Here is a 16,772-nt window from a genome sequence, read left to right as displayed (position 1 = left end):
ATCCCGGCAAAAAATAAAACCTTACTTGCAGCGGTTGGCGGCAGGTAAGGTTTTTATAAAGTTAAAAAGTGTTGTTTAGATAACAATATTCAATAAATGGAACAATTATTCGAAGGTTTATTAAATGATCATTTAGGCTTTGTGGTTTGGGCCGCAGTAGCATTCTTAATACTGTTGTTCTTACTGAGCAAATTTGCCTGGAAGCCAATTATGGCCGCTATCGGCGATCGTGAGCGTTCAATTGAGGACGCTTTATTGAAAGCAGAGGCAGCTAAGGAAGAAATGGCGCGTTTAACCAATGAGAACGAGCAACTGTTAAAAGAAGCCCGTGCCGAGCGTGATTTAATTTTACGCGAAGCCCGCCAGCTGAAAGATCAGATAGTGAACGAGGCTAAAAATGCTGCTAATGTTGAAGGTGCCCGTATGATTGAAAATGCACGTCTTGAAATTAACAGCCTTAAAGCGATTGCTATGGCCGATGTGAAAAACCAGGTTGCAACCTTATCTGTAGAAATTGCAGAGAAGATTTTACGCAAAGAGATTTCTGATCAGCAAGCGCAAGATGCATTAGTAGCCGATTTATTAAAAGAAGTAACGATAAAATAAGTTGCGAGTTTAAAGTTGCGTATTGTAAGTAATTACAACGGCAGCCGATAACCACCAACCGACAACTCAATAGAATGTCAGAAATAACAGTTGCATACCGGTACGCAAAGTCGTTGATTGATTTGGCGGAGGAAAGAAATGCTTTAGAAGCCATTAAGGATGATATGGCCTTTTTTGTGCAAACAGTTAAGGCTAATAGCCAACTGCAAGCTGTGTTGCGCAACCCTATTGTTTCGCACGATAAAAAGACAAAAATACTGCAGGCCATATTTACTGGCAAGGTAAATCCTAATACCGACGCTTTTTTTAAGATTATGGTGGATAAAAGCCGCGGTGAGATTTTATATCCTACAGCCCAGGAGTTCTTGAATCAGTATAACCTTAAAAAGGAAGTAGTAAAAGCTACAGTAGTTTCTGCAGCACCGCTTTCTGAAGCTAATAAGCAGCAAATTATCAGCGAGGTGAAAAGCCTGGGTGGTAAAGAGGTGCAATTGCTGGCTAAGGTTGATGCATCGTTAATTGGTGGTTTTATATTAACTGTAGGCGACCGCCAAATTGATACATCAGTTTCAACAAGCCTGCAGAAAATGAGAAAAGAATTCGCCCAAAAGGTGATACAATAATTTATAGACACTTATACTAAAAATAAAACATTAAAATGGTAGAGGTTAGACCAGACGAAGTATCGGCCATCTTGCGTCAGCAGTTGTCGGGCTTTAAGTCAGAATCTGAATTAGAAGAAGTGGGTACTGTGCTTCAGGTAGGCGACGGTATTGCCCGCGTTTATGGCTTAACAAAAGTTCAATCAGGCGAGTTGGTTGAATTTGATAACGGCTTGCAAGGTATCGTACTTAACCTGGAAGAAGATAACGTGGGTGTGGTATTGTTGGGTAAGTATGACGAAGTAAAGGAAGGTGATACCGTTAAACGTACCAACAAAATTGCCTCTTTAAAAGTAGGTGAAGGTATGCTTGGCCGTGTGGTAAACACTCTGGGCGAGCCAATTGATGGCAAAGGCCCTATTGCCGGTGCTACTTATGACATGCCTTTGGAGCGTAAAGCTCCTGGTGTTATTTACCGTCAGCCGGTAACTGAGCCATTGCAAACTGGTATCAAAGCTATCGATGCAATGATTCCTATTGGCCGTGGCCAGCGCGAGTTGGTTATTGGTGACCGCCAGGTTGGTAAAACTGCGGTTTGTATCGATACCATCATCAATCAAAAAGAATTTTATGCTGCCGGCCAACCGGTAATTTGTATATATGTAGCTTGTGGTCAAAAGGCATCAACCGTTGCCAATATTGTACGCACGCTTGAGGAGAACGGCGCTATGCCTTACTCCATCGTTGTAGCTGCCAGTGCTGCTGAGCCTGCTCCAATGCAGTTCTTTGCGCCATTTGCAGGTGCTGCTATAGGCGAGTACTTCCGTGATACCGGTCGTCCGGCACTGATTGTTTATGATGATTTGTCTAAACAAGCTGTTGCTTACCGTGAGGTATCATTATTACTTCGCCGTCCACCGGGCCGTGAGGCTTATCCTGGTGACGTGTTTTATTTGCACAGCCGTTTGTTAGAACGTGCGGCTAAAATCAACGCAAATGATGAGATTGCCCGTGAGATGAACGATTTGCCAGATTCAATCAAACACCTGGTAAAAGGCGGTGGCTCATTAACAGCATTGCCAATCATCGAAACACAGGCTGGTGACGTATCTGCCTATATCCCAACTAACGTAATTTCAATTACCGACGGTCAGATATTCCTGGAGTCGAACCTGTTTAACGCAGGTGTGCGTCCGGCTATCAACGTAGGTATTTCGGTATCACGTGTGGGTGGTAATGCGCAGATTAAATCCATGAAAAAAGTTGCCGGTACCTTAAAGCTTGACCAGGCACAATACCGCGAGTTAGAGGCTTTCTCTAAATTCGGTTCTGATTTGGATGCGGCTACTAAAAACGTGATCGATAAGGGTGCCCGTAACGTAGAGATCCTTAAACAAGGTCAGTACTCACCGGTATCTGTTGAAAAACAAGTTGCCATTATTTACATCGGTACTAAAAACCTGATGCGTAACGTGCCTGTAAACAAGGTAAGGGAGTTTGAAAGCGAGTTTACCAGCCAGCTGGAAATGCGTCATCCTGAAGTTTTAGCAGCCCTTAAAGCTGGTAAATTTGATGACCAGTTAACCGGCGTACTGGAAAAGGTAGCTAAAGAACTAACAGGAAAATATTAATATTTAGATAGGAGATAGGAGACGTGAGTATGGAGACAAGATTTTAAATCCTTGTTTTAAGCTCACATCTCATATCTCTATACTTACATCTCAAATAGATGGCTAATTTAAAAGAAGTAAGAAACCGTATTGCATCTGTAAACTCAACGCAGCAGATTACCAAGGCCATGAAAATGGTTTCGGCAGCTAAGCTGAAGAGAGCAACCAATGCTATTGTTCAGTTGCGTCCCTACGCTACTAAACTTAAAGAAATGCTGGCTAACCTATCGGCCAGTATTGAAGATGGCGCATCACCTTATTTGCAGGAGCGTGAGCCTGTACGTGTACTGGTGGTAGTGGTATCATCAAACCGCGGACTTGCAGGTGCTTTTAATACTAATGCCATTAAAGCTGCTAATAACATTATTGCTGAGAAATACAGCGAGCAGTTGAGAGCAGGTAATGTATCTATAGTAGCCATAGGCCGCAAAGCGCAAGACTATTACTTAAAACGTAATTACAATGTAATTGGTGATAATAATGAAGTTTACAGTGATTTGAACTTTATTAACGTATCGAAAATTACAGAGTCGGTTATGCAGGGCTTTGTGAATGGAGATTATGACCGCGTTGAGCTGGTTTATAACCACTTCCGCAACGCTGCTACGCAGTTTTTAGTAACTGAGCAGTTGTTGCCTGTGCCAAAAGCAGAAAGCGAAGATAAAACTAAGAGTGCTGCCGAACAAACCGATTACATATTGGAGCCATCGCAGAAAGCTATTGTTGAGCAGCTGATTCCTAAGAATATTAAAATACAGTTGTACCGTGCCGTTCTGGATTCAAATGCTTCTGAACACGGCGCACGTATGACGGCTATGGACAAGGCGACTGAAAATGCCGGCGATCTGTTGAAGGCGTTAAAGCTTTCATACAACCAAGCCCGGCAAGCCGCAATCACCACTGAGCTTACTGAGATTGTGAGCGGTGCTGCGGCATTATCAAACGGATAATTATAAACTTAAATATGTGTTTAAAGCCCCGAACTCTCGGGGCTTTTTTCGTTTCCGGCAGGCAAGGCGTCAAAATTTTAGCTAACCGCATCTGCGCCTGATGTGCGTTTGCCATTCGTTAGTAGTATCTGGACTATTTTGCTTACGTAACAAACTTATCACACAAGCCAAGCATAGGTTACTTTTTTGGGTCTCGGTGTATCAATAACAAAACCTTTAAACTTAACCAAATGAAAATGAGTAACTTATTAGTGCTCCTGGCCGCGCTTTGCCTGCTGGGAGCCTGCAAAGGGAAAAGCAATTACGAACCCGTTAACAATAGTGCAAGCAGCTCGGCCGATACGGTTGCAGCCGACAGTACCACTACAAAATTGGTTAAAACGGCCGACATGGATATGAAAGTTAAAGATGTTTCGGCTGCCAGTGAGCACATTGTGAATCTTACGAATAAATTTCATGGCATGGTAATGCATCATCAAATGCAGTCAGAAGAGGTTAGATCGCAAGATATGCTTTTGAGCAGCGACTCTCTGCAACGCGTAACTGTTTTGCATACCACGGCGAGTATTGCGGTCAAGATCCCGTCAGATAGTTTAGAGCAATTTATGACACGTGTTGGCAAACTTGGGCTACATGTAAAGGCCAGGCGCATGGACATTGAAGATCGCACGCTGGATTACCTGTCGTCGCAATTGAAACTAAACAGTCGTACGCAACTCATCAGCCAGCAAAAGACAGGGAAGATAAAAATTAAAGACCCAGCAGCCGTATTGATGCTAAAAGATGATATGGTGGATGAAAAGATTAATAATAAACGTATTGATGACGCTGCTCGTAACAGCGTGGTTGATATGAGTCTTTACCAAAGCGACGTAGTTATGAAAGAGAACATTGCAAACGACGATCCGGGCGCTTACCAAATTTCATTTTTTAAACAGTTTACATTTGCTTTGGCGAATGGCTGGCAGTTGTTTGCATCCTTCATAATAGGCCTTACCAACCTATGGGTTTTCATATTAGCTGGGGTAGGTGTATGGCTGTTGGTAAAGCGTTATGTAATGAAAGATGCCGTGCAGATAAAGCCTGTTAAAAATATGCAATGAGTTGCCCGATATTAGCTAAACATTTTTATTTTTGCGACAACATAATTGAAATCACTATGAGCTCGATGGAAAAGGCAAACTCAATCAATATCTATGCAATTTTAACGGTTGCCATCATTGTGGGCACTGTAGGTGTATTTTTCCGTTTCTTAGACCAAGCTTTTGGTCACGGATTTTTATTCACCAGCGTTTCAAACATCATCTTAGTAATTGGTATTTTAATTGCCTTGAAAGGTGTTTTTGCAATTTTAAAAGCGTAACCACATTTTAATCTATAAAAGAAAAGAGCTTTCTGATAATTTCAGAAAGCTCTTTTTTATTTTTTCATCTTTACTTGGGATGGTACCCTGCATCATTCAATACCTTCTGTGCATCGGTCATTGCTAATAACTGCTGTAAGGTGGTATCGGGGTGTTTAATCATGTATTGACGGACAATGCGCCAGCCGGTCCAAACAGCCAGCTTAGGTGCCGACTCGTTTTTTTCACCAAGGCCGGGCGTAAAGGGAGCTTCGTTAAGGTATTTCTGCAGTTTAATGTAATCAGTTTCGTATAACAGATTTTCTTCCAAAAAGTAACCCCATACATTGCTTTCAAAAGCCTGGCACCACTCCAATTGTTGCCTGGTATAACCAATTTTTGTAGTGTCGGGCACATCAGGCAACAATTGATCCATCAGGTACATCATTTTGCCCTCGTAAATCATTTTAGCCAGTAAAGATTTATCGTTGCCGCTCTCGGGGAACATGTCTTCACGTATAATACCCTCAATTATTCTTGGCACCATATTATCAGGCGTAAACCGGCGCGAAAGGTAATGTGGAAATGTATTAACCAGCGCCGGGTAAAATTTTGATTTTGCACCCAGGAACATATCGAGCCCTACTCCAAAATAACCATTCCCCAATGTGGTTTGCGCCTGAAAACCTGAAAAGTAAGCATATACCTTTGGCAGTTGTTTAGCCGGAAAATAATATTTAATACGTTTGAAAGCATCGGTCAACCCTTCTTCTTGCTTATCCAGGTTAGGATAAACCGAGTCAACCTCATGTTTCAGATCCATATATGGCTTTCCGCTAACCACCTGCCGGAGGTCGGCAAAGTAGTTGGTATCAGCAATGTTGCCCACTTCCAGTATACGTTCTATATAATCCTGGTAAAAAGCGCCATATTTTTTTTGAAGTACGGTAACCTGTTGCTGCATGGGCCGGGTGCGGAGCATATCAAAGTCGTGATCAAAACGCTCAATATGTACTTCGAGCTTAATGTTGCTGATATCAACCTTATTCTTGTCCTGCTTGCAAGCCGTTATCAAAGTTGCCGCTAAAAAAAGCGCATAAAATTGTTTTAATTTGCCGCTGTAGAGTATCGTCATATTACTTTCAACAAAATTAAAGGTTTTGGGTTGCAATTATTATTGGCAACTCCATCTAATAAATGCATACTATGAAAATTGCACTCGCACAACTAAATTACCACATTGGTAATTTTGACTCCAATACCGCTAAAATTATTGAGGCTATCAATACGGCACGTCAAAACGGAGCCGATCTGGTGGTATTTGCTGAGCTATGCCTAAGTGGTTATCCGGCCCGCGACTTCCTGGAATTTAAAGAATTTATTGGCCTGTGCGAGCAATCGGCCCAGCAAATCGCTGCGGCATGTGAAGGCATTGCTTGCATAATTGGTACCCCAACACCTAATAAGTATAAAAGCAAGGGCGGCAAGGACTTGCATAACTCAGCGTATTTTATTGCCGATGGTAAGGTGCAACAGGTAGTTAACAAAGCGTTATTGCCAAATTACGACGTATTTGATGAATATCGCTACTTTGAGCCTGAAACAGAGTTTCAGTGTGTAGAATATAAAGGCCGCCGCATAGCGCTTACTATATGTGAGGACTTGTGGAATACTATAGAAAACCCGCTGTACATTACACGGCCAATGGATAAACTGATAGAGCAAAAGCCCGATGTAATGATAAATATTGCAGCTTCGCCGTTTGCTTATAACCATGATGAAGAGCGCATTGCCATTTTAGGGAATAATGCAAAGCGTTATAAATTGCCGCTATTTTACGTAAACCATATAGGAGCCCAAACCGAAATTATTTTTGACGGTGGCTCACTGGTTTTTGATAGTGATGGTAATTTGGTGGACGAGCTACCTTACTTTGAAGAAAAGCTGGCCTACTATACTTTAAACGACGACGCTACCGTTACGCCTGCCCAGCCGGCAACTTTAATGCCCGAACGACAAAGCGACATCGAGCAGATTTATCAGGGCTTGATACTCGGCATTCGTGATTACTTTTATAAATCAGGTTTTAAGCAAGCTATATTGGGACTTTCAGGCGGTATAGACTCTGCAGTGGTTTGTGCTTTGGCCGCCGAGGCTTTAGGCGCTGAGAACGTGATGGCCGTGCTACTGCCATCTAAATACTCAACCAGCCACTCGATAACAGACGCCGAAGATCTGATTAAGAATCTGGGTTGCAAAACGGAGACCGTAGAAATTAAGAATATTACCGATGCCTTTGAAACCGCCCTGCACCCACAGTTTGACGGCCTGCCGTTTAACATTGCCGAAGAAAATTTGCAAGCCCGCAGCCGTGCGGTGGTATTGATGGCAATGTGTAATAAATTTGGTTACATCTTATTAAACACCTCTAACAAAAGCGAGGCAGCAGTAGGTTACGGCACCCTTTACGGTGATATGTGCGGCGGCATTTCCGTTTTGGGCGATGTATACAAAACGCAGGTTTACCAACTGGCTAAATTCATCAACCGTAACAGCGAAATTATCCCCGAAAACTCTATCGTTAAGCCACCATCAGCAGAGTTGCGCCCCGATCAGAAAGATAGTGACTCGCTGCCCGATTACGATACGCTGGATACCATCCTTGTGGAATATATCGAAAAGCGCCTGTCATCAGCCGAGATCATTCAGTCGGGTTACGATGAGACAACGGTACGCCGGGTAATTAAATTAGTAAACACGGCCGAACATAAGCGATACCAAACACCGCCCATTTTGCGGGTATCGCCCAAAGCTTTTGGGATGGGCCGCAGAATGCCTATTGTAGGCAAGTATTTATCATAGTGAGCTAATTACAGAAAAATTGTGAAATTGGCCTAAAGCATTTAGTTGCTAACACCATAGGCTTGTTACCTAACACTATAAAAACAAGGAGGCCGGTTGATGATAACCGGCCTCCTTTGTTTTATAACACCTCTTTACTTTATAATAATCACCTTGGCACTGTAGGCTTTCTCTCCAAGCAATACGCGTAGAATATAAGTTCCGGCTGGTTGGTTGGATACGCTGAAAGTGGTACTGTAACTGCCGGCCCGTATACTGGCTTTATTACTGTAAACCGTTTTGCCCAGTGTGTTTACCAATGATAGTGTCATGTCGCTGGCAGCATCGGCTATAAAGCTCACATTAAGCTCCGTAGTGGCAGGCACCGGGTAAGCCGACAGTCTGATGGCGGTTGGTGTATTGGTTGCCGCATCGCTCTTTATATAAGTATACACAGGCGATATAGCTGTACAGCCGGTTACCAATACATTTTTTAATTGGTAATTGCCGCTCTGAGCGGGCACATAGGTTTGACCGGTAGCACCGGGTATGAGCACGCCGTTTAAATACCACTGGTTGTTAGCCGTAAAGTTTGATACCAGCGTAGTGCCGTTTTGAGTAATTACCGGACTGGCGGCTACAACCGGAACCCTGGCTACCGAGGCACAGCCGGCACTGGCTACCTTCATATCAAAAAAGTAATAGTAAAAGCTCCGGTAGGCTGTTGTATCTGATGGGTTAGTGGCTAGCGTTGCGTTATTGCGTGTAATGGCAAAAATATCATTACCAAACGGATACCCGCTTACCCCACCATTACTACGATAAAGGGTAGCGTTGTTAGCGTAGGTTATGCTTAAACGGTAAGATCCTGGGTCGGGTAATAACAAGTTCAGGTTGTAAACCTGGCCTTGGTCGGCCAGGTCATCGGCTTGTGCGCCTGCGGCCGGTGTAGTGCGGGTAGCGGTAACGTTAAGCACCGTGCGGCCCACCTCTTCGCCATTTGCGTTGCTTGCGGTTATAGTTACCCGGCCCGAATTGCCAACATATAAGCGCGCACTTTGAATAATAACGGGTATTTTAGTAGTTACGGTTACAATTTGGCCAAACTGGTTATAGCTGCCGCCACTAAAGGCATATTTGGTGGCCGGCCCTACGCTTGCGCTATAGTCATTTAAAGCTGCATAAAAAGTTTTGTTAGCAGGTGCAGTTTTGGTAAAAGTAGTTTGCCCCACTGCTACCGGAATACCGCCGGTAGGCGTAGCGTACCATAATACTGCGCCATCACCTGTGCCCGATAGTAGGTATTGCTGTGTATCATCACAATAAACGGCAGATAGGTTGGTAGGTACAGGCGTTGAGCCAATAACTACTGATGCTGTAACTGTATTGTTGGCTAAAATTGGATCATTGTTCAACAATACTTCGGCCGTTACCGTGTATGATGCACCTGCTACCGTAGTGTAGGTACTGTTCAAAATAAAATCATCTTCGGCAGCCTGCGGTAAAGTGCCGGTGTACGTTTCGGTTAAGGTGGTAACCTGCCCGCCGTTGGCCGGCGTGATGGTTACCCTGACAGGGATGTTATTAATTTCGGACGTACCAAAGTTTTTTAACCGCACACTAATGCGCGAATTTCCTGCACAACCACCGCCTATAGCACTGTTACTTACCGATAGTGCACCGGCATCGCGCGCCGCTTGCATAAATTGTACCCGGTAATCTTGCGTTTCGCCTTTGCTGTAAGTTCCGCAAGGCGTTATGGTATTAGGATCGCTGGTTTCATTTAAAACTACGCGCATCAGGCTGTAGTTGCCTGGTATCACATCGGGTGGCACGGTTATCTGGCCGGTAAACGTACCTGTGCCGTTAATGTTATTGCTTGTAGTAACGGCCAGTTCGGTAACAGGGTTAAAAGTACCATCGCCGTTCCAGTCTACAAATACTTTAGCGCGTTTGTCAAAATTGGCGCCACAGGTACCCAAAGTTATGCTTACAGAATAGCTACGACCTTTTTCGAGTTGTGCAGTGAGACCGGTAAAATTTGAATAGCCGGTGCAGCCTGCAGCCGGTGTATTGTTGATGTTCGATAGGGTGAAATTATTAATACGCGAGTCGGCGTTCGAAGCGGGTGCTGATGTGCAATACTCCGCGCCGCCAATGCCGGTAATAACCATGGAGTAAGGCTGTGAGCCGGTTGTTAAGGTGCCTTTATGGGTAACCGTTATGGTATAACGTTTACCTGGAACCGCGTTTTCGATATATACCTGCTCTATGTTGTCGCGTATATTATTGCCGCGTGTGGCAGCGGCTGACGGATTGAGCGGATCTAAAAGCCAGGCGTTATAGGTAGTGGTACCATCGGTTACTTTTACATCCAAATCGTTCACCAGTTTTGGTGTGCGGTCGTTTATTGTTCCATCGGCCGAAACCGTGCCTTGCTGGTCTGTCCAGGCAATGGTTACACTAAATGGACCATTGCCCGATGCAGTAAAAGCACCTGTAAAAGTTTGCCCCTGGGTAAGTGTATTTTCATTGATCTGGCTTTTGGTGCCGCGGTCGGTTATAGCTTGTGCTGCCTTTTGCATATCCAGTACACCCCAGCCAAAAATATAATCGGGCCCAATATTACCGGCATCGAAAGCGGTATGGCAAACCAGTGCCTTCAAAGTAGCCGAGCGCATAAAGGCATTGCTATTGCGCTGGCTGTACAACTCTTGCAATAGATATAATGAACCCGTAACATTTGGCGTAGCCATGGATGTGCCCGACAGTGTAGTATAAGCAGTTGGGCTGCTGCTACTGGTTGATAAAACCGCATCGCCATCACCACAAATATCAGGTTTAATACGGCCATCATCAGTTGGCCCAATGGCACTAAAGTACGCTGCCACAACCTCTTGCCGGGTAGTTGGACCGTAAGGCAACTGGTTAACAGCACCAACGGTTAAAACATTTTTAGCATTGCTAAAACCGGGTATTACATCATACCCCGTATTACTGCTAATGCCGGCCGGACGCGGGCCTTTATTTATCAGCGTTGGGTTTGTGCGGCTGGTATAGCCCCAATAATTAGCACCATCTGCCGGACCGGGGTAGCCTCTGCTGTTTCCAGATGCGCTTACAATTAAATAATAGGGCGCGTTTACGGCCACCTGGTCAAGGCTGCGCGATTCGCTGTCATAAAAACCGAATTTGTAATCCTCAGTATCGCCGGGTAAACCGTACCATTCCCAGCGCGCTTCATCCTCATCATAATTCCATCCCGCTAATGTGCCATACGAGTGGTTAGACAGTAACAGACCGGTAGCCGCTGCTGTTGTTATCTCAGCTACGTCATTATTAAAATCGTACGATTGCAGTGTTGAGGCATTAAAGGCCATGCCTTTCGCAGGTGCATAAAGTCCTTTGGCTATCATGGTACCAGCAACGTGTGTAGCATGCAAATCTATAGCGGCTGCTGTATTGCGCAAGGTAATCGTCTTACCGGCGAATTCCTGGTGACCGGTATATACCGAACCACCATCCCATATGGCTAATTTACCATTAAGCAGTGTGCTGGCGCCTGAAAGATTGAGGCCGGTAGTGCCGCCTGGTTGTACTGTATTAGTACGTGTGGTGGATGCAGCTATAACATTGTTATAAGTTTTATAATAAATAGGAAAGCCTAAGCGATTTAATCTTTGCAAGGAAAACACCGTGCCGCTTTTGGATACTTTGCGGGTAGGCCAGTTAAATTGCGGCGCTGCGCTTAAGGCTTTTTGTAGGCTGGTGGTGTATGTGCTTTCGAGCTGGGTGGCCAGTTGGTCCAACTCTGCCTTCTTGGCTGCAGTAACCAAGGGCTTTTGCGCCATAACGCCGGCACTAAAAAGCACCAGCAATAACGCTCCCGAAATACTTTTAAAGTAGTAGTTTATATGCATATTGTAATTTAGTAGCCTTACCGGCGGGGATGGTAAAGCAGGCGTAAGTTAAGTATTATGCGGCAACATTTTACTGCCGGATATTTACCTTAAATTTACCTTTTTATAACTATCAGATTTGTACAAAATATGCCGACATTAAAGATGATGTTAAAACTTGCAGCTATAAATATGTTAGCCTTACTGTCGTGTTCTACGCACAAAGCGCAATCACAGGCACGAGTTACAGAGGGGGTTGAAGGTTATATCTACCGGTTGAGTGGAAACCAGATGCCCATGAAAGGAAAAGCATCTGGTGGCAAGGGCAAAGGCGTGGTGCGTGAAGTATGGATTTACTGGGCCACCAACACACAGCAAACGCAAGGCAATATGCCATTGTTTACCCGGGTGAACGGCCGTTTAGCCGTTAAGGTTAAAAGTGATAGTACAGGCCATTACCAGGCGAAGTTACCAGCGGGAAGTTACTCTGTTTTTGTAAAGGAAAGCAACGGGCTTTTTGCGGCTGAGACTGATGGCCAAGGGATATTAAACCCGGTTAAAGTAGAAAAGGGAACGGTAGCAAAGCGCGATGTTAGGATTACGCTGGATGCTGCATTTTAATTGAAAGAGTAACTCAATCCTTTGTAATGCCAGGCATTGTTTGAGGCGATTTAAAGCATAAAGTTGCTGCTGTTTCAGGATATCACTTTTTTGGAAGGAAGAGATGCAGCAATAACCTACAAAAAGCAAAGGGGGCTTTGTAAAGCCCCCTTTGCAGTGATCATTAAATAGCAGAATTTTATGAACGCACAGGTAAGCGTTTAAAAATGTCTTCTACAATTTTTGGCAGTTGCGTCATCACCTTTTGTGGGTCGCGGCTTAGCTCGCCGGCGCCGTAGCCAATCCATACCGGCTCATGGGTACGGGCATCGATCAGCTCAATTGACAGTACACCTTCTTTAAAATGTTCCTGGCTTGGATAGGCATAACCACCGCCCCAGCCGCCGTAAAAATACGGGCTAAAACGGCCACGGAAACCCCAGCCGCCCCAACCTGGTCCCCAGCCCCAACCGCCATAATAAGGCGAGTAGTAGCTGGTACGGGTACCGCGGTCAACAATGGTATTAAAGCGTACCAATAAATCGGCACGGCCCTCTTGCAGGGTTAAACCCTTGCTTTGCAAATTGCTTACGGTAGCATCCTTAATTTTTTGCATCGCCTCCGGGTTGTTGTAATACCGGTTATTGTTCACGTAATTTAAACGTGCGCCTAAATCGCGTTTATTAACTAAAACGCTGTCGGGCTTGCGTGCTTTAAGGAGCGGTGCAAAAGCAAATGATTTGTACTGACTCAAACTAATGTCGTCTTTTCCGGCGGTGTAGTACCTGTAATTGCTACACGCCGAAAAGGCAGTGATGACAACCAGCAACACTGCTATATTTAGTATTCTTTTCATGATATAATTTTGCTAATGTAAGTTAGACAAAACCCGAGCCAAAGGTTTAATGGTTGTTGCAACTTTTTTTCTTAAAAATCAACGCTGTTTAACCGCCGTTAAAGGCAACTTTTTAATGATGCCGTTTACCACTTTAGGTATATCATTTGTGGCTTGTGCAGGGTTATCTACCTCGCCTACGCCATAGCCCCGCCATATAACTTTGCGGGTTCTACGGTCAATAAGGTCAATAATTAATGTCCCTTGCTTATAGGGTACGCGCTCAACATCATTGCCTAAGTAAACCTGGTACGGAGCGCTGTAAGCATAATAGTAAGCACGGCGGCCATGGTAATAACCCAGCCGCGGGTAATAACCGCCGCCAGCGTAATCATAAACAGGCTGGTCATAGATCCGCTCTTTCTCGTCTAACATAATCATATAGCGCACCAGTAAATCCGGGTTTTTGCCTTTCAGTCGCAAGCCCCGCTCCTCTAAATCTGTTGTGGCAGATTCATGTATGCGCTGGTCGGCAATATCATTGTTAAGCGCTGCATTGCGCGTTTGCTTAAGCGGCGGCAACCAGGCAAAGGTGCGGTACTTGCTTAGTGTGGTGGCGGTGCCACCTACGGAGTAATAAGAATAGCGTGAACATGCTGTAATGAGGCTTATTGTCATTACAGTAATGCTCAGAAATATTATCTTTTTCATGTTTTGTTAAATAGTAAATGCACTAATTAAAGTGCTCAATCAGGAAATTTGTTTTCGTTAGAAGAAAGGGTAGCATGAAATTCCCGGTCCAACAAAAAAGCCCGCATGTAAACAACATGCGGGCCGGTTTATCATGTAAACGAAATTTACTTAAATGTATACTTAATACCTAAACCCGGAGCCAGGTCAAAAAACGGACCGCGGGCTAATTCAACGCGTGGGTTAAGATCCAGGCTAATGGCTATAGGGCTTTGCGGAATAATGTACTCTAAACCTATTACACCATCGGCACCAAGTAAAAGGCCGCTCTTGTAGTACTCGTCGTCGCCGCCGTATCTTTTGTAGTAGCCATCACCAACGGCACCTAAGTGGGCACCTGCACCGTAATAAAACTTAAGTTCAGCTACATCAAAAGCAGTTTGATGTATTTCGTATAAGCCGGTTAGTACCACACCATGTGAACGTATGCCTAAAATACCCTCAATGGCGGTATTAGGTTTCATAAAGTATTTGCCGGATATGCCGTTCTCGTAGCCGCCAAACTTTAAACCCACGGCCCCTCTGTAATCTTGTGCACTGGCTTTCTGTTGCAACAGCATTATAAACGCTGCAATAATTAATAATAGAGCTGTTTTTCTCATGATGTGATTTTTTACTTAACGGCAAATTTCGGTTTTTGTGCCCTTAAGGGTTTAAAAAAAGTTGACTTAATTATTTTGTGGCTGATTTTTAACCACAAAAACGCCTCTTTGACTGTGGCGTATTAGGATAGTTTAATGCTATTGCATTAACTTAGTAAAATGATCACCATCGTTACCACAACTTCAAATATCCGCATGCAGATATGCAAACTGCTTTCCTTTATGATCACCGCAAGCTTGCTGACCACCACAGCTCAAGCGCAAAGCGAGCCCGATGCCTATCACAAAGGCATGGTGGTTTGTGCCTATCCTGATGCTGCACAAGCTGGTTTATCTATACTTAAAAAGGGAGGTAATGCCGTTGATGCTGCCGTGGCGGTGCAATTTGCGCTAGCTGTAACGCTGCCACAGGCAGGCAATATTGGTGGCGGCGGCTTTATGGTATACCGGTCTGGCAAGGGCGAAACCAATACGCTCGATTTTAGAGAAAAAGCGCCGGCAGCAGCCAGTGCTAACATGTACCTTGATGCCAACGGAAACGTTATACCTAATAAAAGCCTGTATACCCACCAGGCTGCCGGTGTTCCTGGCTCTGTTGACGGCATGGTGCAGGCCCACAAAAAGTATGGCAAGTTAAAATGGGCAGAGCTGGTACAACCCGCAATAGATCTGGCCCGTAAAGGCTTTAAGGTAACAGAGCACCTGGCTAATGACCTTAACCGAAACAAGGCCGATTTTAATCGCCTGAATGCAGCTGGCAAAAATTACTTTACAAAAGATACACCCTGGAAAGCAGGCGATATACTGGTGTTGGAAGATCTGGCCAAAACACTAACCCAGATCCGCGATAACGGTCGTGCCGGTTTTTACGAAGGCTCCGTTGCATCTTATATGGTTGCTGAAATGAAAAAGGGTAACGGCCTCATTACTCAGGCCGATTTGGATAACTACCATTCCGTATGGCGTAAAGCGGTAACCGGGCAGTACAAGCAGTACAAGGTTATCACTATGCCGCCACCATCAAGCGGAGGAATTGCCTTATTGCAGTTATTACGAAGCGTTGAGCCTTTCCCCTTAACACGTTGGGGCCACAACCAAGACTCCACCGTTCAGCTGATAACTGAAGCGGAGCGCCGCGTATATGCCGACCGTTCCAAATACCTGGGCGACCCCGATTTTTATAAGGTACCGGCTGATAGCTTACTAAGGCCGGGCTATATTACCAATCGCATGAAAACTTTTAATTGGAACGCAGCCACACCAAGCAGCTCTGTACAGCCCGGCAGCTTTGCTGGCTATGAAAGCGACCAAACCACGCACTACTCTATTGTTGATGCACAGGGCAATGCCGTGTCTATAACCACTACGTTAAACGGCTCGTTTGGGAACAAGATATTTGTAGCAGGCGCCGGCTTTTTGCTGAACAACGAAATGGACGACTTTAGCGCCAAGCCAGGTGTACCTAATATGTTTGGTCTTATTGGTGGTAAAGCAAATAGCATTCAACCAGGTAAGCGCATGCTATCGTCCATGACGCCAACTATTTTAGAGAAGGATGGCAAACTGTTTATGGTGGTAGGTACCCCCGGAGGTTCAACAATTATTACTTCGGTATTTCAAACCATTCTGAATGTTGTTGAATTTGGGCAGGATGCTCAGCAGGCGGTAACCTCCAAACGTTTTCATCACCAGTGGTTGCCGGATGAAGTGTATATAGAGGATGAGTCTTTGAACGCCGACGTAGTAAGTAAGCTGCAGCAAAAAGGCTACAAGATCATCAATCGGGGCGGTATTGGCCGTGTAGATGCTATTGTGGTTACACCAAAAGGGTATGTTGGCGGTGCCGACCCGAGGGGGGATGATACTAAAATGGGTTGGTAAGTGATGAGGGTAATACTAATAGCTACGCGTTGGCGGAGATAATTAACTCCAGAGAAAGCCTGTTGTAATAGGCAAATAATGAGATAATAGATACTAAGGATTAGGATTTCTTGAGGGTTATTTTAATATTAAACTAGCCCTTGAAACCATGTTTTTTGTAGATTTATATAAATTTTTTAGTGATTAATTACGGT

14 protein-coding genes are annotated in these 16,772 nt (G+C 44.6%); 9 read left to right on the top strand and 5 right to left on the bottom strand.

Annotated features, from left to right (window positions below):
* Window positions 1–96 precede the first annotated feature (96 nt).
* The 6 genes from atpF (at window position 97) to ABDD95_RS17100 (ending at window position 5,191) form a co-directional block, all read left to right on the top strand.
* Window positions 97–606, top strand: coding sequence for a F0F1 ATP synthase subunit B (gene atpF, locus ABDD95_RS17125; protein WP_345948558.1), 510 nt, complete (start codon window positions 97–99; stop codon window positions 604–606).
* 74 nt (window positions 607–680) lie between these two features.
* The gene (gene atpH, locus ABDD95_RS17120; protein WP_345948557.1) at window positions 681–1,229 is read left to right on the top strand and encodes an ATP synthase F1 subunit delta; all 549 of its coding nucleotides are present in this window, start codon (window positions 681–683) and stop codon (window positions 1,227–1,229) included.
* A 35-nt stretch (window positions 1,230–1,264) separates the two neighbouring features.
* Window positions 1,265–2,839, top strand: coding sequence for a F0F1 ATP synthase subunit alpha (gene atpA / locus ABDD95_RS17115; protein WP_345948556.1), 1,575 nt, complete (start codon window positions 1,265–1,267; stop codon window positions 2,837–2,839).
* 98 nt (window positions 2,840–2,937) lie between these two features.
* Window positions 2,938–3,828, top strand: coding sequence for an ATP synthase F1 subunit gamma (gene atpG / locus ABDD95_RS17110; protein WP_345948555.1), 891 nt, complete (start codon window positions 2,938–2,940; stop codon window positions 3,826–3,828).
* A 236-nt stretch (window positions 3,829–4,064) separates the two neighbouring features.
* Entirely contained in the window at window positions 4,065–4,931 is an 867-nt protein-coding gene (locus tag ABDD95_RS17105) for a DUF4349 domain-containing protein (protein WP_345948554.1), read from the top strand.
* A 56-nt stretch (window positions 4,932–4,987) separates the two neighbouring features.
* On the top strand, window positions 4,988–5,191 hold the full coding sequence (locus ABDD95_RS17100) for a hypothetical protein (RefSeq protein WP_345948553.1): 204 nt from the start codon (window positions 4,988–4,990) through the stop codon (window positions 5,189–5,191).
* Between the two features lie 70 nt (window positions 5,192–5,261).
* Here ABDD95_RS17100 and gldB read toward each other — a convergent pair whose 3' ends face one another.
* Window positions 5,262–6,305 carry a gliding motility lipoprotein GldB gene (gene gldB, locus ABDD95_RS17095; RefSeq protein ID WP_345948552.1) on the bottom strand — a complete coding sequence of 348 codons (1,044 nt, stop codon included), beginning with the start codon at window positions 6,303–6,305 and terminating at the stop codon, window positions 5,262–5,264.
* Window positions 6,306–6,376: 71 nt separating this feature from the next.
* Between gldB and ABDD95_RS17090 the strand changes: the two genes are divergently transcribed.
* A complete protein-coding gene (locus tag ABDD95_RS17090; RefSeq protein WP_345948551.1) occupies window positions 6,377–8,032 on the top strand; it encodes an NAD+ synthase in 1,656 nt (551 codons plus the stop codon).
* Window positions 8,033–8,166: 134 nt separating this feature from the next.
* Here ABDD95_RS17090 and ABDD95_RS17085 read toward each other — a convergent pair whose 3' ends face one another.
* Window positions 8,167–11,931: a S8 family serine peptidase gene (locus tag ABDD95_RS17085; protein ID WP_345948550.1), complete on the bottom strand. Its 3,765-nt coding sequence runs from the start codon at window positions 11,929–11,931 to the stop codon at window positions 8,167–8,169.
* Between the two features lie 171 nt (window positions 11,932–12,102).
* On the opposite strand from ABDD95_RS17085, the gene ABDD95_RS17080 reads away from it, so the two are divergent.
* The gene (locus ABDD95_RS17080) at window positions 12,103–12,531 is read left to right on the top strand and encodes a hypothetical protein (protein WP_352432916.1); all 429 of its coding nucleotides are present in this window, start codon (window positions 12,103–12,105) and stop codon (window positions 12,529–12,531) included.
* Window positions 12,532–12,709: 178 nt separating this feature from the next.
* On the opposite strand, the gene ABDD95_RS17075 is transcribed toward ABDD95_RS17080, so the two are convergent.
* From ABDD95_RS17075 to ABDD95_RS17065, 3 genes are all read right to left on the bottom strand, one after another.
* Window positions 12,710–13,366 (bottom strand): DUF4136 domain-containing protein, encoded by a 657-nt coding sequence (locus ABDD95_RS17075; protein WP_345948548.1) that lies wholly within the window; start codon window positions 13,364–13,366, stop codon window positions 12,710–12,712.
* Window positions 13,367–13,444: 78 nt separating this feature from the next.
* Window positions 13,445–14,056, bottom strand: a complete 612-nt coding sequence (locus tag ABDD95_RS17070) for a DUF4136 domain-containing protein (protein WP_345948547.1) — start codon at window positions 14,054–14,056, stop codon at window positions 13,445–13,447.
* A 146-nt stretch (window positions 14,057–14,202) separates the two neighbouring features.
* Window positions 14,203–14,697 (bottom strand): hypothetical protein, encoded by a 495-nt coding sequence (locus ABDD95_RS17065; protein ID WP_345948546.1) that lies wholly within the window; start codon window positions 14,695–14,697, stop codon window positions 14,203–14,205.
* 159 nt (window positions 14,698–14,856) lie between these two features.
* Here ABDD95_RS17065 and ggt point away from each other — a divergent pair, with 159 nt between their 5' ends.
* On the top strand, window positions 14,857–16,578 hold the full coding sequence (gene ggt, locus ABDD95_RS17060) for a gamma-glutamyltransferase (RefSeq protein ID WP_345948545.1): 1,722 nt from the start codon (window positions 14,857–14,859) through the stop codon (window positions 16,576–16,578).
* The last annotated feature ends 194 nt before the right edge of the window (window positions 16,579–16,772 follow it).

This window comes from Mucilaginibacter sp. PAMB04274 (assembly GCF_039634385.2).
Lineage (GTDB): Bacteria > Bacteroidota > Bacteroidia > Sphingobacteriales > Sphingobacteriaceae > Mucilaginibacter.
Note: the sequence above shows the minus strand (reverse complement) of the source record. Positions and strands in the feature narration are given on the sequence as shown.